The 23,570-nt window shown below is 63.4% G+C and carries 26 protein-coding genes; 16 read left to right on the top strand and 10 right to left on the bottom strand.

What is annotated here, in order from left to right; all coding sequences use genetic code 11:
- Positions 1 to 9: 9 nt before the first annotated feature.
- From NKJ01_RS15570 to NKJ01_RS15540, 7 genes are all read left to right on the top strand, one after another.
- Complete coding sequence (locus tag NKJ01_RS15570; RefSeq protein ID WP_352729132.1) at positions 10 to 1,308, top strand: MFS transporter; 1,299 nt, start codon at positions 10 to 12, stop codon at positions 1,306 to 1,308.
- A 142-nt stretch (positions 1,309 to 1,450) separates the two neighbouring features.
- A complete protein-coding gene (locus tag NKJ01_RS15565) occupies positions 1,451 to 2,632 on the top strand; it encodes a cell wall hydrolase (RefSeq protein WP_352729130.1) in 1,182 nt (393 codons plus the stop codon).
- A 255-nt stretch (positions 2,633 to 2,887) separates the two neighbouring features.
- Positions 2,888 to 3,295, top strand: coding sequence for an AtpZ/AtpI family protein (locus tag NKJ01_RS15560; RefSeq protein WP_023759062.1), 408 nt, complete (start codon positions 2,888 to 2,890; stop codon positions 3,293 to 3,295).
- A gap of 58 nt (positions 3,296 to 3,353) precedes the next feature.
- Complete coding sequence (locus tag NKJ01_RS15555) at positions 3,354 to 4,112, top strand: F0F1 ATP synthase subunit A (protein ID WP_352729128.1); 759 nt, start codon at positions 3,354 to 3,356, stop codon at positions 4,110 to 4,112.
- Positions 4,113 to 4,196: 84 nt separating this feature from the next.
- Complete coding sequence (locus NKJ01_RS15550) at positions 4,197 to 4,421, top strand: F0F1 ATP synthase subunit C (protein WP_006206606.1); 225 nt, start codon at positions 4,197 to 4,199, stop codon at positions 4,419 to 4,421.
- A 77-nt stretch (positions 4,422 to 4,498) separates the two neighbouring features.
- On the top strand, positions 4,499 to 5,095 hold the full coding sequence (locus NKJ01_RS15545) for a F0F1 ATP synthase subunit B (RefSeq protein ID WP_352729126.1): 597 nt from the start codon (positions 4,499 to 4,501) through the stop codon (positions 5,093 to 5,095).
- A gap of 10 nt (positions 5,096 to 5,105) precedes the next feature.
- Positions 5,106 to 5,597, top strand: a complete 492-nt coding sequence (locus NKJ01_RS15540; protein WP_023759065.1) for a F0F1 ATP synthase subunit B — start codon at positions 5,106 to 5,108, stop codon at positions 5,595 to 5,597.
- A 265-nt stretch (positions 5,598 to 5,862) separates the two neighbouring features.
- Here the strand turns inward: NKJ01_RS15540 and rnhB are convergent, their stop codons facing one another.
- The gene (gene rnhB, locus NKJ01_RS15535; RefSeq protein WP_352729124.1) at positions 5,863 to 6,558 is read right to left on the bottom strand and encodes a ribonuclease HII; all 696 of its coding nucleotides are present in this window, start codon (positions 6,556 to 6,558) and stop codon (positions 5,863 to 5,865) included.
- Positions 6,559 to 6,710: 152 nt separating this feature from the next.
- Complete coding sequence (locus NKJ01_RS15530; RefSeq protein WP_352729260.1) at positions 6,711 to 7,865, bottom strand: PA0069 family radical SAM protein; 1,155 nt, start codon at positions 7,863 to 7,865, stop codon at positions 6,711 to 6,713.
- 148 nt (positions 7,866 to 8,013) lie between these two features.
- On the opposite strand from NKJ01_RS15530, the gene NKJ01_RS15525 reads away from it, so the two are divergent.
- Positions 8,014 to 8,532 carry a glycosyltransferase gene (locus NKJ01_RS15525; protein ID WP_023759069.1) on the top strand — a complete coding sequence of 173 codons (519 nt, stop codon included), beginning with the start codon at positions 8,014 to 8,016 and terminating at the stop codon, positions 8,530 to 8,532.
- 146 nt (positions 8,533 to 8,678) lie between these two features.
- On the top strand, positions 8,679 to 9,653 hold the full coding sequence (locus NKJ01_RS15520; protein WP_352729122.1) for a hypothetical protein: 975 nt from the start codon (positions 8,679 to 8,681) through the stop codon (positions 9,651 to 9,653).
- A gap of 95 nt (positions 9,654 to 9,748) precedes the next feature.
- Here NKJ01_RS15520 and moaB read toward each other — a convergent pair whose 3' ends face one another.
- From moaB to NKJ01_RS15490, 6 genes are all read right to left on the bottom strand, one after another.
- The gene (moaB, locus tag NKJ01_RS15515) at positions 9,749 to 10,303 is read right to left on the bottom strand and encodes a molybdenum cofactor biosynthesis protein B (RefSeq protein ID WP_352729120.1); all 555 of its coding nucleotides are present in this window, start codon (positions 10,301 to 10,303) and stop codon (positions 9,749 to 9,751) included.
- Complete coding sequence (locus NKJ01_RS15510; RefSeq protein WP_352729258.1) at positions 10,290 to 11,189, bottom strand: 4-(cytidine 5'-diphospho)-2-C-methyl-D-erythritol kinase; 900 nt, start codon at positions 11,187 to 11,189, stop codon at positions 10,290 to 10,292. Before NKJ01_RS15510 ends, moaB begins: the two co-directional genes overlap by 14 nt.
- Positions 11,190 to 11,215: 26 nt before the next feature.
- Positions 11,216 to 11,401 (bottom strand): membrane protein, encoded by a 186-nt coding sequence (locus tag NKJ01_RS15505; protein WP_013896713.1) that lies wholly within the window; start codon positions 11,399 to 11,401, stop codon positions 11,216 to 11,218.
- 140 nt (positions 11,402 to 11,541) lie between these two features.
- Positions 11,542 to 12,405: a S49 family peptidase gene (locus NKJ01_RS15500; protein ID WP_352729118.1), complete on the bottom strand. Its 864-nt coding sequence runs from the start codon at positions 12,403 to 12,405 to the stop codon at positions 11,542 to 11,544.
- Positions 12,406 to 12,484: 79 nt separating this feature from the next.
- The gene (locus NKJ01_RS15495; protein ID WP_023759074.1) at positions 12,485 to 13,285 is read right to left on the bottom strand and encodes a tRNA1(Val) (adenine(37)-N6)-methyltransferase; all 801 of its coding nucleotides are present in this window, start codon (positions 13,283 to 13,285) and stop codon (positions 12,485 to 12,487) included.
- Positions 13,285 to 13,509 carry a putative signal transducing protein gene (locus tag NKJ01_RS15490; protein ID WP_023759075.1) on the bottom strand — a complete coding sequence of 75 codons (225 nt, stop codon included), beginning with the start codon at positions 13,507 to 13,509 and terminating at the stop codon, positions 13,285 to 13,287. The genes NKJ01_RS15495 and NKJ01_RS15490 overlap by 1 nt, the downstream gene beginning before the upstream one ends.
- Positions 13,510 to 13,715: 206 nt before the next feature.
- On the opposite strand from NKJ01_RS15490, the gene NKJ01_RS15485 reads away from it, so the two are divergent.
- From NKJ01_RS15485 to NKJ01_RS15465, 5 genes are all read left to right on the top strand, one after another.
- On the top strand, positions 13,716 to 14,732 hold the full coding sequence (locus NKJ01_RS15485; protein WP_023759076.1) for a polyprenyl synthetase family protein: 1,017 nt from the start codon (positions 13,716 to 13,718) through the stop codon (positions 14,730 to 14,732).
- Between the two features lie 106 nt (positions 14,733 to 14,838).
- A complete protein-coding gene (locus NKJ01_RS15480) occupies positions 14,839 to 15,507 on the top strand; it encodes a GntR family transcriptional regulator (RefSeq protein WP_023759077.1) in 669 nt (222 codons plus the stop codon).
- Between the two features lie 107 nt (positions 15,508 to 15,614).
- Positions 15,615 to 16,205, top strand: coding sequence for a biotin transporter BioY (locus NKJ01_RS15475; RefSeq protein ID WP_352729115.1), 591 nt, complete (start codon positions 15,615 to 15,617; stop codon positions 16,203 to 16,205).
- Entirely contained in the window at positions 16,202 to 16,645 is a 444-nt protein-coding gene (locus tag NKJ01_RS15470; protein ID WP_352729113.1) for a DUF1284 domain-containing protein, read from the top strand. Before NKJ01_RS15475 ends, NKJ01_RS15470 begins: the two co-directional genes overlap by 4 nt.
- Positions 16,646 to 16,899: 254 nt before the next feature.
- Positions 16,900 to 18,675, top strand: a complete 1,776-nt coding sequence (locus tag NKJ01_RS15465) for a tetratricopeptide repeat protein (RefSeq protein ID WP_352729256.1) — start codon at positions 16,900 to 16,902, stop codon at positions 18,673 to 18,675.
- Positions 18,676 to 18,773: 98 nt separating this feature from the next.
- Here the strand turns inward: NKJ01_RS15465 and NKJ01_RS15460 are convergent, their stop codons facing one another.
- On the bottom strand, positions 18,774 to 19,235 hold the full coding sequence (locus tag NKJ01_RS15460) for a GNAT family N-acetyltransferase (RefSeq protein WP_352729111.1): 462 nt from the start codon (positions 19,233 to 19,235) through the stop codon (positions 18,774 to 18,776).
- A gap of 207 nt (positions 19,236 to 19,442) precedes the next feature.
- On the opposite strand from NKJ01_RS15460, the gene NKJ01_RS15455 reads away from it, so the two are divergent.
- Positions 19,443 to 20,363 carry a glycine--tRNA ligase subunit alpha gene (locus NKJ01_RS15455; RefSeq protein WP_352600753.1) on the top strand — a complete coding sequence of 307 codons (921 nt, stop codon included), beginning with the start codon at positions 19,443 to 19,445 and terminating at the stop codon, positions 20,361 to 20,363.
- Between the two features lie 3 nt (positions 20,364 to 20,366).
- Here the strand turns inward: NKJ01_RS15455 and NKJ01_RS15450 are convergent, their stop codons facing one another.
- Positions 20,367 to 20,543: a hypothetical protein gene (locus tag NKJ01_RS15450; protein ID WP_352729109.1), complete on the bottom strand. Its 177-nt coding sequence runs from the start codon at positions 20,541 to 20,543 to the stop codon at positions 20,367 to 20,369.
- 195 nt (positions 20,544 to 20,738) lie between these two features.
- Here NKJ01_RS15450 and NKJ01_RS15445 point away from each other — a divergent pair, with 195 nt between their 5' ends.
- Complete coding sequence (locus tag NKJ01_RS15445; protein ID WP_352729107.1) at positions 20,739 to 23,558, top strand: glycine--tRNA ligase subunit beta; 2,820 nt, start codon at positions 20,739 to 20,741, stop codon at positions 23,556 to 23,558.
- The last annotated feature ends 12 nt before the right edge of the window (positions 23,559 to 23,570 follow it).

Here is a 23,570-nt window from a genome sequence, read left to right as displayed (position 1 = left end):
AAACAAATCATGTCCGCTATCGTCAATTGCACCGATCGACAGTCGCCGGGACGTTTGAAAGACACGGCTGCCGGCTCCGCCGGGAAGGCGTTCAAGCCCGGCCATCGCTGGAAAGTTCTCGGCATCGGCGTTGCCGCCAATGCCAGCTTCTCGGCCACCTTCGCCGGCATACCGGCAACGGCGGTCGTGCTGCGCCAGGGGTATTATCTGGCCAACGCCGAACTCGGTCTGGCCCTCGGCCTTCTGGGTCTGGGGGTTGCGCTCAGCGAACTGCCATGGGGCCTGCTCACCGATCGCTGGGGTGATCGGCGCGTGCTTCTGACCGGGCTTGGCGCCACGGCGGCGTGGCTCTTCGTCATGGCGATGCTGGTTGTACCGACAAGGGCCGGGATTCCCGATGTCACGCTGCTCTGCGCTAGCCTGCTCATCACAGGGCTGCTCGGCGGCAGCGTCAATGGTTCGAGCGGCCGGGCCATCATGGGCTGGTTCCGGGAAAACGAGCGCGGCTTTGCCATGAGCATCAGGCAGACGGCGGTGCCGCTCGGCGGCGGTCTTGGCGCGCTCGCTTTGCCCTCGCTTGCCCTGGCTTTCGGCTTTGCCGCCGTGTTCGGCGTCCTGGCGGGTGCATCCGCCCTCTCTGCCCTGTTCGCGTGGCGCTGGCTGCACGAGCCGCCGCCGACGGACGAGGGCCATCCCGCTGCGGCGGCTATGGCCGGACCGGCGCCGCTGCGCAATCTGGACGTTTGGCGCATCGCGACTGCTATCGGCCTGCTCTGCCTTCCGCAGGTGGCGGTGCTCACCTTCGCCTCCGTGTTCCTGCACGACTTCGTCGGTCTGGGAACGGCAGCGATCAGTGCGAGCCTCGCCGCCGTGCAGATCGGTGCCATGGTCATGCGCATCTGGAGCGGCCGCTTCACCGACCGCCACGGCAACCGCCGCCAGTTCCTTCGCCTGTGCAGTGCGCTGAGCGCATTTGCCTTCGCCGTGCTTTGGCTGCTGGTCTTGGTCAGTTCCGCCATGTCAGGCGGACAATTCTTGCTGATGGCGGTCCTTCCCGTTGTGCTTATTGTCGCAGGAGTCTCGGTCTCCGCCTGGCACGGCGTCGCCTATACCGAGCTTGCCACGCTTGCCGGTGCCGGCCATGTCGGAACCGCGCTCAGCCTGGCCAACAGCTTCGTTTTCATAGGCTTCTTCCTCGTGCCGGTGGTCATTCCGGGACTCTTGCATCTCTGGTCATGGTCCAGTGTCTGGCTATCGGCCGCCATCTGCGCACTTGCCGCCTGGCCGGTCTTCCTGCGGCCGGCCTGACTTCGGCCGCAAAACCGCCCGAGTTCGGAACCACGACCTCGAGCAGACCGGGAGAACCCGATCGAACCTGTTAACGTCCCATCAAGGTTAATGCATCATTTTGCTCTCCAGTGGGGTCTATAGCGTTCCTGGAGAGAGTTCCGTGCATCGACGTGTGTTGAAGCGGCTTGTCGCCGCTGCCGGTGAGAGGCGTGGCTTTCTGCCTCCGTTGGTCATCGGTCTCGGCATCTGGATCGGCTTTCCGACCGTCGCCGCCTACCAGGACATGACGAGCCTCGTTTCCGGCCTCGAAGCGTCGAACACCCGCTGGAATTCCTACGTCGAGAAAACCATTGCCGGCTCGACCCACGCGGCCGAGATGCCCTTTGTCGATTCCGATGTCACCGAGTCCATCTCCGGATCGGGTGTCCACCTGGCCGGCGTCGGCAACGTCTCTTTTCGCGGCAAGGGCGGCAAGGTAAGCGCCACGCCCGACGAGGATCGCGTCATGCGCGCCGACAAAAAAGGCCGCATCGTCATGGTGTCGCCCGTCGCACCGCCGAAGAACTTCAATGCCGGCTCGATCTTCGAGCGCACCTCCTCCTTGCTGCGGCCCAGCATGGACAGCGGCCTGAAGATGGCCTTCGCCAAGCCGCAGATCAAAGGCAAGGAAATCCAGATCGCCGCGGCATTCCATGCGCGCGAGGACAAAAAGCCCGATCCCGGCGTGCCGGCGATGCTTGCCGCACTGGTCAACAACGACCATCCGGACGTGCTGGCGACCGCTTATGCGCAGTCCGAGCCCGATTATGCCAAGGCATCGCCGTTCGAAGCGCTGCTTCAGGACGAGCAGCCCAATGAGGGCCGCTTCATTCCGCCGATGGTCAAGGGCGATCATTCGTGGATCCAGAACCCGCTGCCCGCCAGTGTCTTCTCCAAACCGGAACAGGCATGCCTGGCGAATGGCATCTATTTCGAGGCGAGGAGCGAATCCGTACGTGGCCAGGCCGCCGTCGCCCAGGTCATACTCAACCGCGTCCGCAACCCGACCTATCCGAATTCGATCTGCGGCGTCGTCTACCAGAACGACAGCTGGTTCAACCGTTGCCAGTTCTCCTTTGCCTGCGACGGCAGGAAGAAGCGCATCGACAGTCCTGCCGCCTACAAGACCGCCCAGGATATCGCCATGGCCGTCACCGCCGGCAAGATATTCATCCCTGAGGTCGGATCGTCGACCCACTATTACGCCCAATACGTCCATCCCGGCTGGGCCCGCACGATGGAGAAGATGACCAAGATCGGCCTGCATATCTTCTATCGGACCTATGGCGGCGGCTGGAGCTGAGCGCGCAACAGATCGCTGATCTTTGGCACGGCGCGCCGTCGATCGAAGAGCCATTGCTCGGGGGATTCGCGCCGTGCGTCCCCGTCACCATGGCGGGCACGATGTCGCACCTTTCTAATCCATTGATTTTGCTGCCTAAAATACATGGCAATGAACTTCCGCCCGTGGCTTGACGGGCGCAAACCCTCTAACTATGTTGCCGGCGACTTTAGAAGCGGACGGACGGTGACGGTCTGACCGGGCAGGGGGGTTGCGATGGCCGACAAGAATGGGCCAGGCGGAACCGGAGAAACCGGCCGCGGCAAGCAGCATGAACCCGACATCCGCGACGACGATCTTGAGCGCCGCCGGCGTGACCTTGAAGCATCGCTCGCGACAAGGCGGCCGGACCGGCTCGAGGGGAAAGACGACGCGAAAGCGGGCAGTGTGGCCGGTTATGGCCAGGCGCTCAAACTCTCCAGCGAGTTTATCGCCGGGGTGGTGGTGGGTGCCGGTATCGGCTGGATCATCGACCGTCTGGCGGGAACATCGCCATGGGGTCTGATCGTGTTTCTGCTGCTTGGTTTTGGCGCCGGCGTGCTCAATGTGATGCGTTCCGCGGGCGTTGTGGCAGAATTCGGACAGGGCGACAGATCGCGCCGTGACCAGGACGACAAGAAATGACCGCGCTTCATGGCGGTAGTGGTAACGAGGCCGTACGCGGCATTGACGGGGTTTGAACGTGGCAGCTGACAAGGTCGATCCGATCCACCAGTTCCATATCAACAAGCTGATTCCGATCGACATCGGCGGCTACGATCTGTCATTCACCAATTCGGCATTGTTCATGGTCGCGACAGTTGTCGTCGCCGCAGCGTTTCTGTTTCTCACGACGTCGAGCCGCAGCCTGGTTCCGGGCCGCCTTCAGTCGGTCTCCGAGATGGCATACGAGTTCGTTGGCAACATGTTGCGCGATGCCGCCGGCACGCAAGGCATGAAGTTCTTCCCACTTGTGTTTTCGCTGTTCATGTTCGTGCTGGTCGCCAACCTGCTTGGCCTGTTCCCGTATTTCTTCACCGTCACCAGCCACATCATCGTCACTTTCGGTCTGGCCATCCTGGTGATCTCGACCGTGGTCGTCTACGGCTTCATGAAGCATGGTTTTGGCTTCCTCAAGCTGTTCGTGCCGCATGGCGTGCCGGTGTTCCTGCTGCCGCTGGTGGTGCTGATCGAGGTGATCTCCTTCGTGTCGCGCCCCGTCAGCCTCTCGGTTCGTCTTTTCGCCAACATGCTCGCCGGCCACATCACGCTGAAGGTGTTCTCCGGATTCGTCGTCAGCCTGAGCGCGCTCGGCGCGGTCGGGGTGGCCGGCTCGATTCTGCCGCTGGCAATGGCGGTGGCGCTGACGGCGCTGGAACTGCTGGTCGCCTTCCTGCAGGCCTACGTCTTTGCCGTGTTGACCTGCATGTATCTCAACGACGCCCTGCACCCCGGGCACTGAGCAAAAGTTTCCGGCCCAAGAGTTTCCAGCATTGGCGCCGGATGAAATCGCAACGGAATTTTTAGATCCAAAGGAGTTGAACAAATGGACGCAGAAGCAGCAAAGTACATCGGCGCCGGCATCGCTTGCCTGGGCATGGGTGGCGCGGGCATTGGCCTCGGCAACATCTTCGGCAGCTACCTGGCGGGCGCTCTGCGCAACCCGTCGGCTGCCGATGGCCAGTTCGGCCGTCTGATCTTCGGCTTCGCGGTGACCGAAGCTCTGGGCATCTTCTCGCTTCTGATCGCGCTTCTGGCCCTGTTCGGCTGAGCCCTCTTTGGCTAAGCCATGAGAAGATTGGACGGGTCGGCCGCGCAAGCGGCGGGCCCGAATTTCGGGGATAGTCCATGTTCGTGACATCTGCCTTCGCGCAAGAGTCCGCGCCTGCCGATACCAGCCACGCTGCGACGGAAGGCGAGACGCAATCCGGCACCAGCGTGCCTGCCGAAGCGCACGGCACGTTTCCGCCATTCGACCCTGCGACGTTCCCGTCGCAGCTACTGTGGCTGGCGATCACTTTCGGGCTGTTTTACCTCTTCCTGAAGCGGGTGGTGATGCCGCGCGTCGGGGGCATCATCGATGTCCGCAACGACCGCATCAGCCAGGATCTCGACCAGGCAGCCAAGTTGAAGGGCGAGGCCGACGCCGCTGTTGCTGCCTACGAGCAGGAACTGGCGGAAGCCAAGACCAAGGCCAACGCGATCGGCCAGCAGGCCAACGATGCGGCCAAGGCCGAGGCCGAGGCCGCACGCAAGAAGGTCGAGGCCGCGCTCGATGCGAAGCTTGGCGAGGCCGAGGCCCGCATTTCTTCCATCAAGGCCAATGCCATGAAGGAAGTCGGCAGCATCGCCGAGGATACCGCTTCGGCGATCGTCGAGGCCCTGGTCGGCGGCAAGGCCAGCAAGGCCGAGATCACGGCTGCGGTCAAATCCGTGGCCCGGTGAGGAGCGCATCATGGACTACACCTCTCTCGCAACGCTCTGGGCCACGGTAGCTCTGGTTATCTTCCTCGGCGTTGCAATCTACATCAAGGTACCTGGCCTGATCGCCAAGGCGCTCGACGCGCGCGCCGACAGGATCAGCAACGAGCTGGACGAAGCGCGCCGGCTGCGCGAGGAGGCCCAGCAATTGCTTGGCCAATACCAGCGCAAGCGCAAGGAAGCCGAGCAGGAGGCCGCCGCCATCGTCGCCGCCGCCAAGCGCGAAGCCGACATGCTTGCCGCGGACGCGCACAAGAAGACCGAGGACTATGTCGTCAGGCGCACCGCGCTTGCCGAACAGAAGATCGGCCAGGCCGAGCGTGACGCCATCAGTGAAGTCCGCGCCAGCGCCGTCGATATCGCCGTCGAGGCCGCACGCACGCTGCTCGCCGGCAAGATCGACGCCAAGGCGGGTGCCGAGCTGTTCAAGGCTTCGCTCGTGGACGTGAAGTCGAAGCTGAACTAGACGATCCGTCTAGCCAATCATCGAAAGCCGCCCGGGAAACCTGGCGGCTTTTTTGTTGTGGGAAACCAGATTGGCGAGGCGGCCGAGCGCGCAATCTCCCTCCTTGAGGGGGAGATGGCCGGCAGGCCAGAGGGGGTCGCCGCGCATGAAGCGCTGGCCTGATCAATGCTGAAAAATGGCGTCGTGCCCAGTCGAGCCGACCCCCTCTGTCGCCTTCGGCGACATCTCCCCCTCAAGGGGGGAGATCGGCTGACATCGCCGTGGCTCACTCCAATCCGACCAGGCTCTCGTCTTCCGCCACTTCGGTCCCGCCCAATCTGAACGGCGCGAACGACACGCGGTGCAGCCGCGGCACGGGACCATGCGCCTCGATCGCGATGCGATGGCGGACCGTGGCGTAGCCCATGTGGGACTCGAAGCCATAGCGGTCGTGATGGTTGCCGCAGCCGCACATCATGCGGTCACGCATCACCTTGGCGACGATCGAGGCGGCGGCGATCGATTGCGAACGCTGGTCGCCCTTGATCAGCGCGCGCCCCGCGCAGGGCAGTCCTGGCGGCACGTCGCGCCCGTCGGCGAGCGCGAGCTTCGGCTGGACCGACAGCCCGATCAGGGCGCGGCGCATCGCCTCCAGGCTTGCCTTTAGGATGTTGCTGCCGTCGATGCCCTCGGCGCTGATCGAGGCCATTGAGACCGCCTGCGCGGAGCCGAGAATGAGCAGGAACAGGGCCTCGCGCTGCAAATGGGTGAGGCGCTTGGAATCGTCCAGCCCGTCAGGAATGTTGGCGGGATCGAGCACAACCGCAGCGGCCACCACCGGTCCGGCCAAGGGACCGCGGCCGGCCTCATCCATGCCCGCAACCGGCCACAGACCGTCAGCCATCGCCTTCGTCTCGAAGGAGAAGTCGGGCTTCTCGATGATCTCAAAGAGAGGCGGAGAATCAGAACGCGCGCGAGCCATGTTGCGGCGAGGTTCGCATCGGCTCCGATTCTCCGCAAGTCCCTCCGGGTCGGGTGGGGCGCCGGACCGGGAGGGCACCGTCTGCAGGCCGGGGCGGGCCGGACGGGATTCCTGTGCTGCGGCAGATCAAGCCGCCGCAGTGAATTGCATTCTCAAAGCAGCGTCAGCTGCAATTGGTCTTTGGCAGCAGCAACGAACTGGTCGGTCCGCAACGTGCGCCGTTCGGCATTGAGGCCGAGCCGCTTGGCTGCGATCTCGAAGCGCCGGCCGATCTGCCAGGCATAGGGACCGGCGCCCTTCATGCGCTTGCCCCATTCCGAATCGTAGTCCTTGCCGTCACGCATCGATCGGATCAGCGACATCACGTGGCGGTAGCGATCGGGGTAGTGGCGCAGCAGCCAATCCTTGAAGATCGGGCTGACCTCCAGCGGCAGGCGCAGCACGACATAACCCGCCTCGCGCGCACCGGCGGCGCGTGCCGAATCGAGGATGCGTTCCATCTCCGGATCGGTCAGCCCGGGAATGATCGGCGCCACCATGACCGACGCTGGAATGCCGGCATCCGAAAGCTGCCGGATCGCCTCCAGCCGCCTGGTGGGCGTCGACGCGCGCGGCTCCATGGTGCGCGCCAGCATGCGATCGAGCGTCGTCACCGACAGCGCCAGCTTGGCCAGCCCCCGCTCAGCCATGCGCGACAGGATATCGATGTCGCGCGTCACCAAAGCGGATTTGGTGACGATGCCGACCGGATGACCGCGCGCCTCCAGCACTTCGAGGATCTCGCGCATGATCCGGTATTGCTTCTCGATTGGCTGGTAGGGGTCGGTGTTGGTGCCGATAGCGATGGTTCGTGGCTGGTAACCGTCCTTCGACAGCTCCTTGTCGAGCAAGCGCGCCGCATCTGGCTTGGCGAACAACTTGGATTCGAAATCCAGACCCGGCGACAGACCCATGAACGAGTGCGTCGGCCGGGCAAAACAATAGACACAGCCGTGCTCGCAACCGCGATAAGGGTTGATCGAACGATCGAAGGAGATATCGGGCGATTCGTTGCGGGTGATGATGGTGCGCGGCTTCTCGACCTGCACTTCGGTCTTGAAGGGCGGCAGTTCTTCCAGCGAATTCCAGCCATCGTCGAAAACATGCCGGCTGACCGGCTCGAACCGACCGGACGGATTGATGCCTGCCGACCTGCCGCGGTTGCGGTCCGGCCGGACACGCACGCCACTCTGCTCGATCATCGCATTGGCCAACTCGGCCCGTCCAGCTCCGAAAGCTGCAATGTCGGCGCGCACGATCTGTTCCATCTTCGCCCGCTCCCAAGGACTGTCCGTGTTGTGTCGAATCGCTCTGTTCATGAAATTATTCCTATTCTGTTGATGAGAACAAAGCAAGAACTTTTTATGGCTCGCTGGATAACTGGCGCTATGCCGCGCTTTCCGCTATCGGCTAACGATGCTTAGTGTTCTCATCGAAACCTGCAATGACGAGGAAGGGCTTACCCGCACGCTCGCCTCGCTGATTGGCGGCGCGGTTGAGGGCGTGGTGCGTGACGTCATCGTCTGTGACACGGGCTCTACCGACCAGACGCATCGTGTGGCCGAGCATGCCGGCTGTCACTACGTGACGGGCGGCATCGCCACGGGGATCCGGCAAGCCAAGGGGGACTGGTTGCTGCTCCTGGAGCCGGGCGCACGATTGATGGAGGGCTGGATCGACGCGGTCGTCGACCATACGGCCAGGCAAACCATGGCGGCACGGTTTTCGCGGGCGCGCGGCAGCCGCAAGCCGTTCCTGGCTCGCGTCTTTTCCGCAAACCGTGCCTTGGCCGACGGATTGCTGATCAGCAAGCGTCAGGCCTCGGCCAGGAGTGCCGTCAGCGCCGAGGCCATCGCCCGCGGCCTCGCGACAAAGCGGCTCGACGCCGAGATTTGGATGGCGCCGGCGAAGCGGGAACGCCGCTCTCCGCGCTGAGTTTTTTGCACCTGCTCTGGTCATTGTGCATTGCACAAAATCTGACACGCGGTTAGCTTCCGGACAAAGCGGGTGAGTTGGGTTTGGGTCATGCCGAGTGGTGAACACCGATGCAGCATTGGTGGTGCCCTTATATCGAGGACCCGATGAACCTTCCAACGCCCGACAAATCCGGCACGGCCAGCCTAGAGGCCATTGCGCGCAACGGCAGTCTGCTGCGGCGTATCGCCGTGCGCATTCCAACCTATCTGACGGACCTGCGGGAAAACCCTGCCTGGCTGCCGATGTTTGTGCTGGCGCGCACAATGCCTGGGCGCCGCATGCATTGGCTGGGCGCAAAGCGCGCCCGTCCGGTCGTCGATACGGCGGATACGATGTTCGCCGGTGTCGAACGTGAAGCGGTGGTCGAAGCGCTGCGCACCGACGGGCTGTTTTCGGGCCTCGTCCTGCCGTCTGATATCCATGAGGAGATCGCCGATTTCGCCCAGCGCACGCCTTGCTTCGGCAATTTCGACCGCCGTCTCGAATTCATGCCGGACGAACATGCGGAAGCTGAGAAGCGCTTTGGCCGCTCGCTGCTCAGCGGGCACTTTTTCGAGCGCATCCTCGATTGCGAGGCGGCGCTCGCCGTCCAGCGCGACCCGCTGCTTCTGGATATTGCCGCGCACTATCTCGGCGGTCAGGCAAAACTGATCACGACGCGGGTCTGGTGGAGTTTTCCGACGGGTGCCGCTTCGGACGCCGACAAGAACCTTGCCTCGCTCGGCAAGTATCATTTCGACCTCGACGACTGGCGCATGCTGAAATTCTTTTTTTACCTCAAGCCTGTCGATGCCGAGACCGGTCCACACGTCTATGTGCGAGGCAGCCATAAAAGACGCAGCCTCAAGCATCAGCTCACCCTCCTCGTCGGCCATGCCGCGCAAGAGGTCCTGGATGTCTATGGCGAGCAGAGCCCGGTGACATTGACTGGAGAAGCAGGACTAGGTTTCGTCGAGGACCCCTTCGGCTTCCACATGGGCACTGTGCCGTCGCGCACGCCGAGGCTGATGATGGAAGTCGGCTTCGGCGTATCGCCGCCGTCGCGCCGTCGCTTTCATGGCGAGCCGGTCATCCGCTGAGAGCTGACGACCCGAAGTTCATCCCGACAGGCATCCGGCGAGCGCGGCGCCTGGCTTGGCGCGGCATCTGTCGAACCGGCGCTTGGCCTTGGCTTTTACGGAGCCGATTTGCCGCGCCGCAAATGCTCGTCCAGGCGCGGCATGATCTCGACGAAGTTGCACGGCATGTGCCGGTAGTCGAGCTGCGCCTTTAGGATGCCGTCCCAGGCATCCCTGCAGGCGCCGGGTGAGCCCGGCAGCACGAAGACGAAAGTGGCGTTGACGACGCCGCCGGTCGCCCGGCTCTGGATCGTCGAGGTGCCGATCTTGTCGTAGGAGATGCGGTGGAACACTTCCGAAAAGCCGTCCATGCGCTTTTCGAAGATCGGCTCCAGCGCTTCCGGCGTCACGTCACGGCCTGTGAAGCCGGTGCCGCCGGTGGTGATGACGACATCGATATCTTTGTCCCGCGACCACGTCAAAACCTGGTCGCGGATTTTATCGCGATCGTCGGTGACGACATCGCGGGCAGCCAGTATATGGCCGGCCTCGGCGATGCGGTCGGCCAGCGTCTGGCCGGATTTGTCGTCGGCAAGGCCGCGCGTGTCGGAAACGGTCAGCACCGCGATGCGTATGGGAATGAAGGAACGGCTCTCGTCAATTCTGGCCATCAGCTCCCTCCGAGGCGATGCTGCGCGTCGCGGCGACGAACCAGTCGGGCTGGCGACCACGGATCTCGGCGGCGGCGCGCTTGGCGACATTGCCGGTTTCGAACAAGCCGAAGCACGTGGCGCCCGACCCGGACATGCGTGAAAAACCCGATCCAGCCTTGTTAAGCCAGGAAAGTGCCCTGCCGATAGCGGGTTGCATCGCAATGGCTGCCGGCTCGAGATCATTGCGGGTGATCTCCAGCCAGTTGCGCAGGCTATGGAAGTCGATGCTGTGCGGCAGCGGCGGTAGCGCTTCATTGTCGCGACGGGCAAGCGCTGCGAAGATGTCGGCCGTCAAAACCGACGTGCCCGGATTGACCAGCACCAGCCCCAGCGCCGAAAAATCCGGCACAATCGAAAGCTCGTCACCAATGCCGCGCGCTACCAGCGGCTTAGCCGCCAGGCACATTGGCACGTCGGCGCCAAGCGAGAGGCCGATCCGCGCCAGCTCGATGCCGTCGATGTCCAGGCTCCATATCTCAACCAGCCCGCGCAGCACGGCTGCCGCGTCGCTCGAACCGCCGCCGACGCCGGAGGCAACCGGCAGGTTCTTTTCGAGCTTTATCGAGGCAGGTGGGGTCTTGTCTTGCCCGACCGCCTGTCGCAGGGCATCGCGCGCCCTGAGCACCAGATTGCTGGCGTCGACGGGGACGGCCGGCGCGTAGCGGCCTGACACGACAAAATCATCATTTTCAGCCAGCGCGATTTCGACCCTATCGCCAAAACGGGTGAACACCGCCAGGCTCTCGATCAGATGATAGCCGTCGGGGCGCCTGCCGGTGACGTGCAGCGCAAGATTGATCTTGGCGTGCGCATGCCAGGTGCGTGAACCGGTGTGGATGTCCACCGCGTCAGTCACATGTGAAATGATGCTCAGTCCTTGGCCAGCCGGTATTCGCCGGTCTTCGGATCCTTGACCAGCGTCCCCATCGCGCCATTGGCCGCCTGCTTTTCGGTGCGCCGCACCTTGGCGGTCACGCGCTCGGCTTCGCGGACGAAAGTGCGGTAGCCGAAATAGGCGGCGACGCCAACGACGGTGAAGAAAATGATCTGCGGCATGCCAAAACTCCTCCCACGCTGGGCCGGCGAAGGCGGCCGGTAGGTCGGTTGATACATGTCGCCCAAAGGTGGATCCGGTTTTGGGAAAACGACATGCATAAGACTTCGAGCTTCTTATGCTAGACGGTTTCGCCGGGTTTTCAAAGCCCGAAGCGCGCCCATAATGCGCGCTCTTCCGCCGCATCGATCACCCCGCTGGCGGCCGCGGCGGCGATGTCGGGCACCGAAAAGCCCATACTCGAGCCGAATAGGCCGAAGCGGCCGAGGAGCCCGCGGGGTGCCGTGATCAGCCGGAGCTGGGTCTTCTCCCCGAAGCGTGTCTTCAGCACCGTCCGCATGTCGCCGAGCGCATCGACCAGGCCGAGTTCAAGGCCCTTGATGCCGGTCCAGAACAGGCCGGTGAACAGGTCCGGATCGTCCTTCAGCTTGGTGCCGCGCCGCTCCTTGACGAGGTCGATGAACGTGCCGTGCACCTCGAGCTGCAACGCCTTCAGCCGTTCGACGTCTTCCTTCTTCTCCGGCTTGAACGGATCGAGCACTGCCTTGTTCTGGCCGGCGGTGTGGACACGGCGCTCGATCCCGATCTTCTTCATCAGTTCCGGGAAGCCGAACGAGGCCGACACCACGCCGATCGAACCGACGATGGAGGACGGATCGGCAAAAATCTCGTCGCCGGCGACCGCGATCATGTAGCCGCCCGATGCCGCAACGTCCTCGACGAAGACCAGCACCTTTTTGTCCTTTTCGGTTGCCAGATCACGGATGCGCTTGAAGATCAGCCGCGACTGCACCGGCGAGCCGCCGGGCGAATTGATCGAGATGGCGACCGCCGGCGCGTCGTAGGAAAACGCTTTCTCGATGAGGCCGGCGGTGGAGGCCAGGGACAGGGTCGGCCGCAACTGGCCGCCACCGGCCATGATGGTACCGTGCAGCCGGATGACCGGAATGGTGACGACGGTGGAGCGCCAGGATTTCGGCAGCAGGCGGTTGATAAGTCGTTTCACGAGGGCACGGTCTCCGGTCGATGGGTTGCTGGCATGTAGGGATTCCCCGGCCAACAGCAATGTGGGCCTCAAGAATAGCTCAATCTCCGAACAGAGAGGCAAGCCCGTTGGTGATCATTTCACTGCGCTCGTCAGGACCGTTGCCCGACTGCGCGTGCAGCATCAGCGGCGGGCGGATGGCAAGTCTTCCCCGTGCGCCGAGCGCCGCCCGCACAATGATGCGGATCGCCGCCGCGTCTGGGCGCGGATGGACGGCAAGCATCTCGGCATCGCCGAAGCGGCCGGCGATTGCATCGAGAATCGAGCCGAGCTGTTCGGGTCGGGCGATGACGGCAAGCCGGCCACGCGGCCTGACCACCGCCGCGGCGCTCCGGATCCAGCTCTCGAATGCTCCATCCTCCATGACATGCGCTTCCTTTCGCAAGCGATCGGACGTGGCGCGGTCCCGCGCGGCATTGAAAGGCGGGTTCATGATGACGAAGTCGAAGTCGTTGTCGGCGAGGCCGGCGGACGCCCGCGCCCGGCCCGATACGGTGACATCAGCGACGACCACGGAGGCGCGATCGCTGAGATGGGCATTGCCGGGATGGGCAAGGGTGGCCGCAGCGAAGGCCGCCATTTCCGGCGCGCGTTCGACAAGCACGGCCTCGGCTGCCAGGCAGCGCGACAGCACCGCCAGGCCCGCAGCCCCGGCTCCGGCGCCGAAATCGGCCAGACGCCCGCCAAAGGAAGATGGCACGGACGCGGCCAGCATCATCGCATCCATACCGGCGCGATGGCCGCCTTGCTTGGGCTGCACGAGCCAGAACCGGCCGCGATGGAAAGCATCGACCGTATGGGCCGGTGTGTCCGGGATAAGGGTGGCCGGCGCGGCGGGCATTACTTTCCACGGATCTCGTTGGCGATGCCGGCATCCGTCAGGATGCGCCGTGCCGCGTCGGCCTTGTCGGCGTCGACCATGACGCGCCGCGGTAGGATGCCGAGCGAGCCGTCGAGGACGCTCATGTTCTGGTCGGCGACGAAGCAGCCGATGCCGGCATCGCGCATCAGCGATTCGACAAAGGAGATAATGACGGCGTCGTTGGTGCGAATGAGCTCTATCATCGGGCGAAACTCTCAGTTTGCAGCGCTGATGTAAACGGGTAGGTGGATTGCCCTGGCAAAGCAGAACTTCCTTCGCCGCCAGTTGACAACCTGTCATCGCCGCCGCGCCAATTCGCCTCTTGCCGTGGATGTGCCTGCCGCCCTAGAGTCCAAGCAGGGATTAAGGGTGCCGTCGCACGCGTTATACCAAGACGGGAGTGATTGTCGTGGGTGTCGTTCTCAACATCGAAAACGGGAAGCGGGAGCCCGCCTCCATCAAGGAGATGATCGATCTGACTGCGGCCGATATGGGGCGCGTCAACGAATTGATCCTGTCCAAGGCCGGCTCCGACGTCGAGATGATCCCCGAAATTGCCAACCATCTGATCTCGTCCGGCGGCAAACGATTGCGGCCGATGCTGACGCTCGCCGCCGCGCAGATGTTCGGCTATGCCGGCGAGGGCCACGTCAAGCTCGCCACGGCGGTTGAATTCATGCACACGGCGACGCTTCTCCATGACGATGTCGTCGACGAGAGCGGCATGCGCCGCGGCAAGAAGACCGCCCGCATGATCTGGGGCAATCAGGCGAGCGTGCTGGTTGGTGACTTCCTGCTCGGCCAGGCCTTCCGCATGATGGTCGATGTCGGCTCGCTGGAGGCGCTCGACATCCTGTCGAGCGCGGCTTCGATCATCGCCGAGGGCGAGGTGATGCAGCTTGCCGCCGCCAAGAACCTGGAGACCACCGAGGACGAACATTTCGCCGTCATCAAGGCCAAGACCGCGGCGCTGTTTTCTGCGGCTGCCGAAGTCGGTCCGGTCATTGCCTTGGCGACGCGTAACGACCGTGCGGCGCTGCGCTCCTACGGCATGAACCTCGGCCTTGCGTTCCAGCTGATCGACGACGCGCTGGATTATGGCGGCACCAGCAAGGATCTGGGCAAGAATGTCGGCGACGATTTCCGCGAGGGCAAGGTGACCCTGCCGGTCATCCTCGCCTACCGGCGCGGCACGAAGGCTGAGCGCACCTTCTGGAAGCGTTCCATCGAGGACAATGCCACCGACGACGCCGGCCTGGAAAAGGCGATCGGCCTGATGACACGCCACGGCGCCATCGCCGACACGATCGGACGCGCCCGCCATTTCGGCGAGATCGCCCGCGATGCGCTGGCGCCGCTGGAAGCGACGCCGCAGAAATCGGCGCTGATCGACGTCATCGATTTCTGCATAAGCCGGGTGAACTGAAGGCTGGACTTTGGCGACGCTTCCTCTGGCTTGCGCTGATGAGGAAGTTTGCGAATTCGGTCCCGCCGTCTCGACAAGCTGCCTCGCCGCAAATTATCTATAAAAGATGGCAAAGGGCACAGACGACACCATCGCGGTGCGCATCAGCAAGGTGCTGGCGGACCGCATCATCTCCGGCGCGATCGAGCCGGGGGCCAGGCTTCGGCAGGATCATATCGCCGAGGAATTCCAGACAAGCCATGTTCCCGTACGCGAAGCGTTTCGCCGTCTCGAGGCGCAAGGGCTGGCCGTCGGTGAGCCGCGCCGCGGCGTACGTGTCGCGGCTTTCGACCTGAGCGAGGTCAAGGAGGTCGCCGAAATGCGCGCCGCGCTCGAAGTGCTGGCGCTGCGCCACGCCGCGCCGCATCTGACATCGGCCATTCTCGACCTTGCCGAGGAAGCGACCAGGGCCGGCGACAAATCCCGCGATGTCAGGTCCTGGGAAGAAGCCAACCGCGCCTTCCACCGGTTGATCCTGTCGCCGTGCGGCATGCCGCGTCTGCTCGCCACCATCGACGACCTGCACGCGGCAAGTGCCCGCTTCCTGTTCGCGGCCTGGCGCTCGGAGTGGGAGACACGCACCGACCAGGATCATCGCGCGATACTCACCGCCTTGCGGCAGGGTAACACCGAATCGGCAGCCGCGACACTGGGGCGGCATGTCCAGTGGATCGGCCGCAAGCCGGTCAGGACGGCCTCTGGCACGACACGCGAGGCCTTTGCCATCGTGGGCTAGGATGACGCCTTGCACAGGCAGGGCTTGCTATCTTGGGGGATTTGTGGATTCGATAATAGATCGAAAACAGAAATTATCTATAATTTGCAATCGATCAAAGGAATCCCATGACAGACGTTCCATTCTCGTCCGGCAAGCCCTCGTTCAGTCCGCTCCGGCTTCAGGGCCGCTCTCTTGCCTGGCAGGTTGGAGCCGTCGTGCTCGGCACGCTGTTCCTGGCGCTGTCGTCCTACATCGAAGTACCGATGTTGCCGGTTCCGGTGACCATGCAGACCTTCGCCGTGACATTGATCGGCGCGCTCTATGGCTGGCGGCTTGGCGCCGTTACCATCGCCGCTTGGCTCGTCGAAGGCGCGGTCGGCTTTCCGGTGCTGGCCGGAGGCGCCGCCGGCGTCCAGCATTTCGTCGGACCAACAGGTGGCTATCTCTTCGCTTTCCCAATCGTCGGCGCCTTGGTCGGCTGGCTGGCCGAACGCGGCTGGAACGGCAACCGGGTGATGCTTGCCTTCGCCGCCATGCTGCTCGGCAACCTTGCCTGCCTGGTTCTCGGCACCATGTGGCTCGCCATCATGATCGGCGCCGAACAGGCCATCACCTTCGGCTTCCTGCCATTCATCGTCGGCGGTCTGCTGAAGTCGGCGCTCGGTGCCGCGACACTGATGGCCCTTCCCGGCAGGGCGAAGCCGGCCAATCCGTGACGATCAGGCTGCGCGCCCATCACCTCCTTTGCCTGCTCACCTATGTGGGCAAGGGATACAGTCCCGCCTTCACCGCCAACTATGACGGGATCGCGGAGCGCCTGAGCCGGGGCGAGGGCATCCTCCTCGTTTCCAGCCCGGACGATGTCTGCGGCCCGTTGCTCGACGAGCCGGAGCCGCATTGTCTCAACGAGAGCGTCTTCGAGCGCGATCGGCTCGCGGCACAGGATTTGGAGGAATTGCTGGCGCGCCCAATCCGCGTCGGCGCCAGTCTCGATCTCGATGCGTCGATGCTGGCTCGGATGCGGCAGGCGTTTTCCGCCGGCCGCGTGCGCAAGGCCTGCGGCGGCTGCGAATGGAGCGGGCTGTGCAGCACGATTGCGGCTGGCGGATATGGTGACACGCTGGTGCAGGGGTCTGCCTCCACAGGCGAACACTGATCCCGCAGGCGAACACTGATATTGGCGTCGAGCCCTGCGGTCGAATCTGTGATATGCTCCGATCCGCGCGAGGCCATGGCCGAAATTCAAGATCGAAAAACTGTGGCCCGTCGCCATGATTTGTTAATCGGGTGCCCGGATTGTAAATTCGAGGCGGATTGAAGCGCGACCCCAAAAAGGCCATGCTTTATCATGAAGATGGAGTCTACGCCGATCCCGCTGATGCGGAGATGGGCCTGGCTGAAAGGAATACGATGCGGCAAGGACGTGCGCGCTGGCTGACAAGGCTGGCAATTGTGACCGGCATGACGATCTCGGCTCTGCCGGCCTATGCCAAGCAAACCACCGAACCGGTCAAGATCACGTCGTTCTCGGGCGCTTATCTGGCGGCCCGGATCGCCGAAGGCGACAACGACCTCGACAGCGCCATCGGCTATTATAAGCAGGCATTGGCCTTCGACCCCAGCGACACCGGCCTGCAGCAAAGCTTGATGCTGTCGCTGATCGCGCAAGGCCGCTTCGACGAGTCCCTGGTCTATGCCGACAAGCTCAAGGAAGTTCCCGATGTCGAGCGCTTCTCGCGCCTGGCGCTGGCCGTCGATTCCTTCCACAAGAAGGATTTCACCAAGGTACAATACTGGCTCAAGCTGTCGGTGGAATCCGATCTCGACCGGCTGCTCTCCGGGGTCATGTCCGGCTGGGCGCAGCAAGGCGCCGGTGAGGCCGCCGATGCGATGGCCTCCATCGACAAGTTGCAGGGGCCGGATTGGTTCGGTCTGTTCAAGTCGTTCCATCGCGCATTGATTGCCGATGCGTCCGGTATGCCCGAAAAGGCTGATGCGATCTACGCCGCGACCATGCAGGATACGGCCGCCGGTGGTGCGGCTCCCGAAACCTGGATGCGCAATGCGCAGGCCTATGCCTCGTTTCTGGCTCGCAAGGGCGACAAGACCAAGGCAATGTCGGTGCTCGATCAGGCCGAGGCGTTTTCGCCCGGCAAGCTGGAAATCGTCGCCATGCGCGACAAGATCGCCAGGGGCGACAAGATCGCGCCTTTCGCTGCCGGTCCGTCGGACGGCGCCTCCGAGATTCTGCTTGATCTCGCCACCGCGCTCAACCGTGGCGGCGGCGAGCCGTTCGTCCGTCTCTATCTGCAGTATGCTCTGGCGTTGAAGCCCGATAGCGATGCGGCACTGGTGCAACTCGCTGCGGTGTCCGAGCAGTTGAAGGACGGCGAGGGCGCCATCGCGCTCTATCGGCGGATCCCCGCCACTTCGCCGCTGAAGGAGCTTTCGGAGCTGCAGCTCGGCCTCAACCTTGCCGATCTCGACCGTCATGAGGAGGCGATCACCCATCTGAAGGCCTTCGTCGACGCCCACCCCGACGACATGCGCGCCTATCTGGCGCTCGGGGGTGTCTATTCCTCGAAGGAGGATTTCCGCTCGGCCGCCAATCTCTACGACAAGGCTGTCGAAGCGCTGAAGACGCCAACCGCGGCCAACTGGAACATCTTCTACCAGCGTGGCATCGCCTATGAGCGGCTGAAGGAATGGCCCAAGGCCGAGCCGAACTTCCGCAAGGCGTTGGAATTGGTCCCCGACCAGCCGCAGGTGCTGAACTATCTCGGCTATTCCTGGGTCGACATGAACATGAACCTCAAGGAGGGCCTGGCGATGATCCAGAAGGCCGTCGACCTCAGGCCAAGCGACGGTTACATCGTCGATTCGCTGGGGTGGGCCTATTTCCGCCTTGGCCGATTCGACGATGCCGTGCGCGAAATGGAACGCGCCGTGTCGTTGAAGCCGGAAGATCCGGTTCTCAACGACCACCTTGGCGATGCTTACTGGCGCGTCGGCCGCAAACTGGAAGCCACCTTCCAGTGGAACCAGGCCCGCGACCTGAAGCCCGATCCCGATGTGCTGGCCAACTTGCAACAGAAGCTGATGAAGGGCCTGCCGCCGATCGAATCCAACACGGCGCAGGAAACCCCGAAGGTCAAGCCAGAGCCGGTGCCCGCCCCGAAGGGGTGAAATCGGGTTTTTTGAATGCAACGGGGCTCTTCGGAGCCCCGTTTCGTTTGTGGATGGCTGTGGCGCCCCCGACAGGCGCCGATAGGCTCGGAATTGCCTCAGAATAGCTTCCGGTAGACGACGAAGCCGGGACGTTCGCCGATCTTGTCATAGAGCTTCATCGCGGTCTGGTTGGTCTCGTGCGTCAGCCAGTCAACCCTGCCTGAGCCGGCGGCCTGGGCTCGCTCGTAGACGCCCTCGATCAGCGCACGGCCAATGCCTTTGCCACGGGAGGCCTGTGTGGTGAAGAGGTCCTGCAGGTAGCAATTCGGCGCGATCGCCGTGGTGCTACGATGGAAGAGATAGTGCACGAGGCCGAGAAGCTGTCCCTCGCTTTCGGCGACCAGCGCATGAACCGGCTCATAGGAATCGAAGAAGCGGGACCACGTCATTGCCGTGATCTCGCCCGGCAGGGCTGTTTCACCCGAGCGGCCATAGAATGCATTGTAGCCGTCCCACAGCGGCAGCCACTGGTCGAAGTCCTGACGCGTGACGGGACGGATGACGATCGGGCTGGGCATGGTTGACCTGTTGTCATTGAGGTGGACGCATCGAACAGACCTCAGGTGCCCAAGGCTGGCAATGGACCAGCCGCTAGCAAAGCTTTCAACTGTACGCTCGCACCGGCGGGCGCCTTGCTTGACGCTTGGCCGCCGGGTCTCTAGGACGTGCCGGCAAGCTAGCCTGTGCTGTCGAGGCCACCCGTGACGATTGAAATCCCCGCCCATATGCATCCCAGCCGCTCGTTCCAGGGGCTGATCCTGACCTTGCACAATTACTGGGCGGCCTATGGCTGCGTCATCCTGCAGCCCTACGACATGGAAGTCGGCGCCGGCACCTTTCACCCGGCAACGACGCTGCGCGCGCTCGGGCCAAAACGCTGGAATGCCGCCTACGTCCAGCCCTCGCGCCGGCCCAAGGACGGGCGTTACGGCGAGAACCCGAACCGGCTGCAGCATTATTACCAGTATCAGGTGATCTTGAAGCCGAACCCGCCCAACCTACAGGAGCTCTATCTCGGCTCGCTGGCGGCGATCGGCGTCGACCCGCTGCTGCACGACATCCGCTTTGTCGAGGACGATTGGGAAAGCCCGACGCTGGGCGCCTGGGGCCTCGGCTGGGAATGCTGGTGCGATGGCATGGAGGTGTCGCAGTTCACCTACTTCCAGCAGGTCTGCGGCATCGAATGCGCGCCGGTGGCCGGCGAACTCACCTACGGGCTGGAGCGGCTGGCCATGTATGTGCAGGGCGTCGACAATGTCTACGACCTCAACTTCAACGGCCGCGAAGGCGCCGACAAGGTCACCTATGGCGATGTCTTCCTGCAGGCCGAGCAGGAATATTCGCGCCACAATTTCGAATACGCCAACACGGCGATGCTGTTGCGCCACTTCGAGGATGCCGAGGCCGAGTGCAAGGCGCTGCTCGATGCCGGCGCGCCGGCGTCGAACGACAATGCGCCGATGCACCGCATGGTTTTCCCGGCCTACGACCAGTGCATCAAGGCCAGCCATGTCTTCAACCTGCTCGATGCGCGCGGTGTGATTTCGGTCACCGAGCGGCAGAGCTACATCCTGCGGGTGCGCAATCTGGCGAAAGCCTGCGGGGAGGCATTTTTGAAAACGCAGGCAGGCGGCTTGGCAGCCTGAGCTTCAGGCCAGATTCATCATCGCGAGCGAAGCGTGCATCGGCATCGCGTTCTGAGTGCCGGTACCGTCGATCGTGCGCAATGCCTGCCGCACGCCCGGCATCGAGAAGGCGCCGTGGACCTGTCCGGTGAAGCAGGCGCCGAGCGCGAGGATCTGCAGAAATCTGGATGCCGTTTTCATGGTCGTTGAGCCAAGTGTTCCCTGCCTGAGCGTGGGTCGCTTCAGCGCTGTGTTAGGTTCATGGAAATCCTTGATCCAAGGACGAGCGGGATCGTCTCGTCCCGACAGGGGCGCCAAAATTTGTGGAAAGGGTGACAGCGGCCAGCCGAGTTGCTATGCCCCGCCCGGACCTCTCTCCCGCATGAGCTGACCCTGATGCCTGACCTGCTTCTAGAACTTCGCTCCGAGGAAATCCCCGCCCGCATGCAGCGCAAGGCGGCGGGTGACCTCAAGAAGATGCTGACCGACGGCCTGGTCGAGGCGGGGCTGACCTATGAGGCGGCACGCGAGTACTGGACGCCGCGGCGCCTCACGCTCGATATCCGAGGCCTGACTGCACGCTCGAAAGATATAAGCGAGGAGATCAAGGGGCCTTCGATCTCAGCGCCCGAACAGGCGGTGCAAGGTTTTCTGCGCAAGGCAGGCCTGGCATCCGTCGCCGAGGCGCATGTCCATTCCGACCCAAAGAAGGGCGACTTCTACGTCGCCCATATTTCGAAGCCGGGCAGGGCGGCGGAAGACATCATCGCCGAGCTGGTGCCGGGCATCATCCGCAATTTTCCATGGCCGAAATCGATGCGTTGGGGGCCGGCCTCGGCCAAGCCCGGCTCGCTGCGTTGGGTGCGGCCGTTGCAATCTATCCTGTGCACCTTCGGCCCGGAGACCGAGGAGCCGGTGGTGGTCGATTTCGAGATCGACGGCATCCGCTCGGGCAACATCACCTATGGCCACCGCTTCCATGCGCCTGATGCCATCACGGTGCGCCGCTTCGGCGACTATGTTTCCAAGCTGGAAGCGGCGAAGGTCGTGCTCGATGCCGACCGCCGCAAGGAGATCATACTTGCCGACGCCCGCAACCTTGCCTTCGCCAACGGGCTCGACCTGGTCGAGGACGAAGGGCTGCTGGAAGAAGTGTCGGGACTGGTGGAATGGCCGGTCGTGCTGATGGGCGAATTCGAGCAGGCTTTCCTGGCCATTCCGGCCGAAGTGATTCGCCTGACCATCCGCGCCAACCAGAAGTGCTTTGTGACATCGCGCCCGATCTCCCCCCTTGAGGGGGAGATGTCGGCGAAGCCGACAGAGGGGGTCGGCACGACGGGGCGCGACGTCCTATCGCGGACGGAGGATGCCGGCGCTCCACGCGAGACGACCCCCTCTGGCCTGCCGGCCATCTCCCCCTCAAGGGGGGAGATCAGCCAGCTTTCCAATCGCTTCATCCTCACCGCCAACATCGAGGCCAAGGATGGCGGCAAGGAGATCGCCCACGGCAACGGCAAGGTGGTGCGCGCGCGCCTGTCCGACGCGCTCTATTTCTGGACGACCGACCAGGGCGATTTGCCGGATCTCGGTGAACTAGAGGCATCAGCAAAGAAATTCGGGCTCGATCTGAGCAAGCCGCTCGACCAGCGCATGGCGCGCCTCGACCATCTTGGGGTGACTTTCCACGCCAAGCTCGGCACACAGGGCGAGCGGGTGGAGCGGATCAAGCATCTGGCCGAAGAACTGGCGCCGATCGTGGCGCGGTCGATCTCCCCCCTCGAGGGGGAGATGGCCGGCAGGCCAGAGGGGGTCGCCGCGCCTGAAGCGCCGGCATCCTCTGACCGCGATAGGGCGTCGCGTCCCGTCGTGCCGACCCCCTCTGTCGCCTTCGGCGACATCTCCCCCTCGAGGGGGGAGATTACCGCGCTTGCAAGTCGCGCCGCTGTCCTGGCCAAGGCCGATCTCACCACCGAAGTCGTCGGCGAGTTTCCCGAATTGCAGGGCGCCATGGGCCGCAAATACGCGCTGCTCCAGGGCGAGCACCCATCCGTGGCCGCGGCCATCGAGGAACATTACAAGCCGCAGGGCCCTTCCGACCGCGTACCGAGCGATCCGGTTTCGATCACCGTGGCGCTCGCCGACAAGCTCGACACGCTGGCTGGGTTCTGGGCCATCGACGAAAAGCCGACAGGCTCGAAGGACCCCTATGCGCTGCGTAGAGCGGCGCTGGGTGTGGTGAGGATCATACTGGAAAACAGGATCAGGATTTCGCTGGATGTCGCCATCGCAGCGACGGTGGCCTCGGCGCTCGCCGCCTATGAACGGTTGGGCGAGGGGGCTGAGAGCCGTGGTCTGGTCACGATGCTCGATTCCCGTATTCGCGAGTACAAGGGGGCAAGCCGGCTGCTGTCGGAAGCGGGCTTGATCTCCAACTTGTTGAAGGGTGGGTTGGCCAAAGCAAGTTCGGAAATCTTCGGCCCCGCCGATCAGGGACGAGAGTTCTTCGATGGCCAGCGAATAATGGAATTGGAAGCATCACTTTCGCCATTCATCGCCGATCTCGTGGCTTTCTTTCACGACCGTCTGAAGGTCTACCTCCGCGATCAGGGTGCCCGCCACGACCTCATCGATGCGGTGCTGGCGACAAGTTCGCGCCCGATCTCCCCCCTAGAGAGGGAGATGTCGGCGAAGCCGACAGAGGGGGGCGCTGTCCCGCCGTCCTCTCAGCGCCAAGCGCCCCCCTCTGCCCTTCCGGGCATCTCCCCCTCAAGGGGGGAGATTGGCCAATCGTCCAATGACGACCTGCTGCAGATCGTGCGCCGCGTCGAGGCGCTGGGCACCTTCCTCGACTCGGAGGACGGCAGGAACCTGCTCGCCGGAACCAAGCGCGCGGCCAACATCCTGGCCGCCGAGGAGAAGAAGAAAACGGTGATTGCCGAGACTGTTGAGCCAGCGCTGTTGCGTGAGAATGCCGAGAAATCTCTGTTTGCGGCGGTGAATCAGGCTGAGAAGCAAGCCGGGGAAGCTATTCAAAACGATGACTTTTCCGCCGCGCTGCTGGCGCTTAGCGTGTTGCGTGAACCGGTTGATTCATTCTTTGAGCACGTTCTCGTGAATGATGAAGACCAGGCCGTGCGTGCCAACCGCCTGGCCCTGCTCGCCCGCATCCGCGCGGCAACCGGTCAGGTCGCGGATTTCTCGAAGATTGCCGGTTAAGGAAAGAAAATA

Source organism: Mesorhizobium sp. M0276, from assembly GCF_040321755.1.
Classification (GTDB): Bacteria; Pseudomonadota; Alphaproteobacteria; order Rhizobiales; family Rhizobiaceae; genus Mesorhizobium.
The sequence above is the reverse complement of the archived record's forward strand: the minus strand, read 5'-3'. Positions and strand labels throughout refer to the sequence as shown.

Coding starts and splice junctions, on each gene's coding strand:
- NKJ01_RS15490 (WP_023759075.1), bottom strand. CDS start 13,509: ATGATAGAGCTCATTCGCACCAACGACGCCGTCATTATCTCCTTTGTC.
- NKJ01_RS15570 (WP_352729132.1), top strand. CDS start 10: ATGTCCGCTATCGTCAATTGCACCGATCGACAGTCGCCGGGACGTTTG.
- NKJ01_RS15505 (WP_013896713.1), bottom strand. CDS start 11,401: ATGCCGCAGATCATTTTCTTCACCGTCGTTGGCGTCGCCGCCTATTTC.
- NKJ01_RS15450 (WP_352729109.1), bottom strand. CDS start 20,543: ATGAAAACGGCATCCAGATTTCTGCAGATCCTCGCGCTCGGCGCCTGC.
- NKJ01_RS15495 (WP_023759074.1), bottom strand. CDS start 13,285: ATGCCCGCCGCGCCGGCCACCCTTATCCCGGACACACCGGCCCATACG.
- NKJ01_RS15465 (WP_352729256.1), top strand. CDS start 16,900: ATGCGGCAAGGACGTGCGCGCTGGCTGACAAGGCTGGCAATTGTGACC.
- NKJ01_RS15460 (WP_352729111.1), bottom strand. CDS start 19,235: ATGCCCAGCCCGATCGTCATCCGTCCCGTCACGCGTCAGGACTTCGAC.
- moaB (WP_352729120.1), bottom strand. CDS start 10,303: ATGGCCAGAATTGACGAGAGCCGTTCCTTCATTCCCATACGCATCGCG.
- NKJ01_RS15540 (WP_023759065.1), top strand. CDS start 5,106: ATGGACTACACCTCTCTCGCAACGCTCTGGGCCACGGTAGCTCTGGTT.
- NKJ01_RS15545 (WP_352729126.1), top strand. CDS start 4,499: ATGTTCGTGACATCTGCCTTCGCGCAAGAGTCCGCGCCTGCCGATACC.
- NKJ01_RS15525 (WP_023759069.1), top strand. CDS start 8,014: ATGCTTAGTGTTCTCATCGAAACCTGCAATGACGAGGAAGGGCTTACC.
- NKJ01_RS15455 (WP_352600753.1), top strand. CDS start 19,443: ATGCATCCCAGCCGCTCGTTCCAGGGGCTGATCCTGACCTTGCACAAT.
- NKJ01_RS15445 (WP_352729107.1), top strand. CDS start 20,739: ATGCCTGACCTGCTTCTAGAACTTCGCTCCGAGGAAATCCCCGCCCGC.
- NKJ01_RS15550 (WP_006206606.1), top strand. CDS start 4,197: ATGGACGCAGAAGCAGCAAAGTACATCGGCGCCGGCATCGCTTGCCTG.
- NKJ01_RS15480 (WP_023759077.1), top strand. CDS start 14,839: ATGGCAAAGGGCACAGACGACACCATCGCGGTGCGCATCAGCAAGGTG.
- NKJ01_RS15560 (WP_023759062.1), top strand. CDS start 2,888: ATGGCCGACAAGAATGGGCCAGGCGGAACCGGAGAAACCGGCCGCGGC.
- NKJ01_RS15475 (WP_352729115.1), top strand. CDS start 15,615: ATGACAGACGTTCCATTCTCGTCCGGCAAGCCCTCGTTCAGTCCGCTC.
- rnhB (WP_352729124.1), bottom strand. CDS start 6,558: ATGGCTCGCGCGCGTTCTGATTCTCCGCCTCTCTTTGAGATCATCGAG.
- NKJ01_RS15530 (WP_352729260.1), bottom strand. CDS start 7,865: ATGGAACAGATCGTGCGCGCCGACATTGCAGCTTTCGGAGCTGGACGG.
- NKJ01_RS15520 (WP_352729122.1), top strand. CDS start 8,679: ATGAACCTTCCAACGCCCGACAAATCCGGCACGGCCAGCCTAGAGGCC.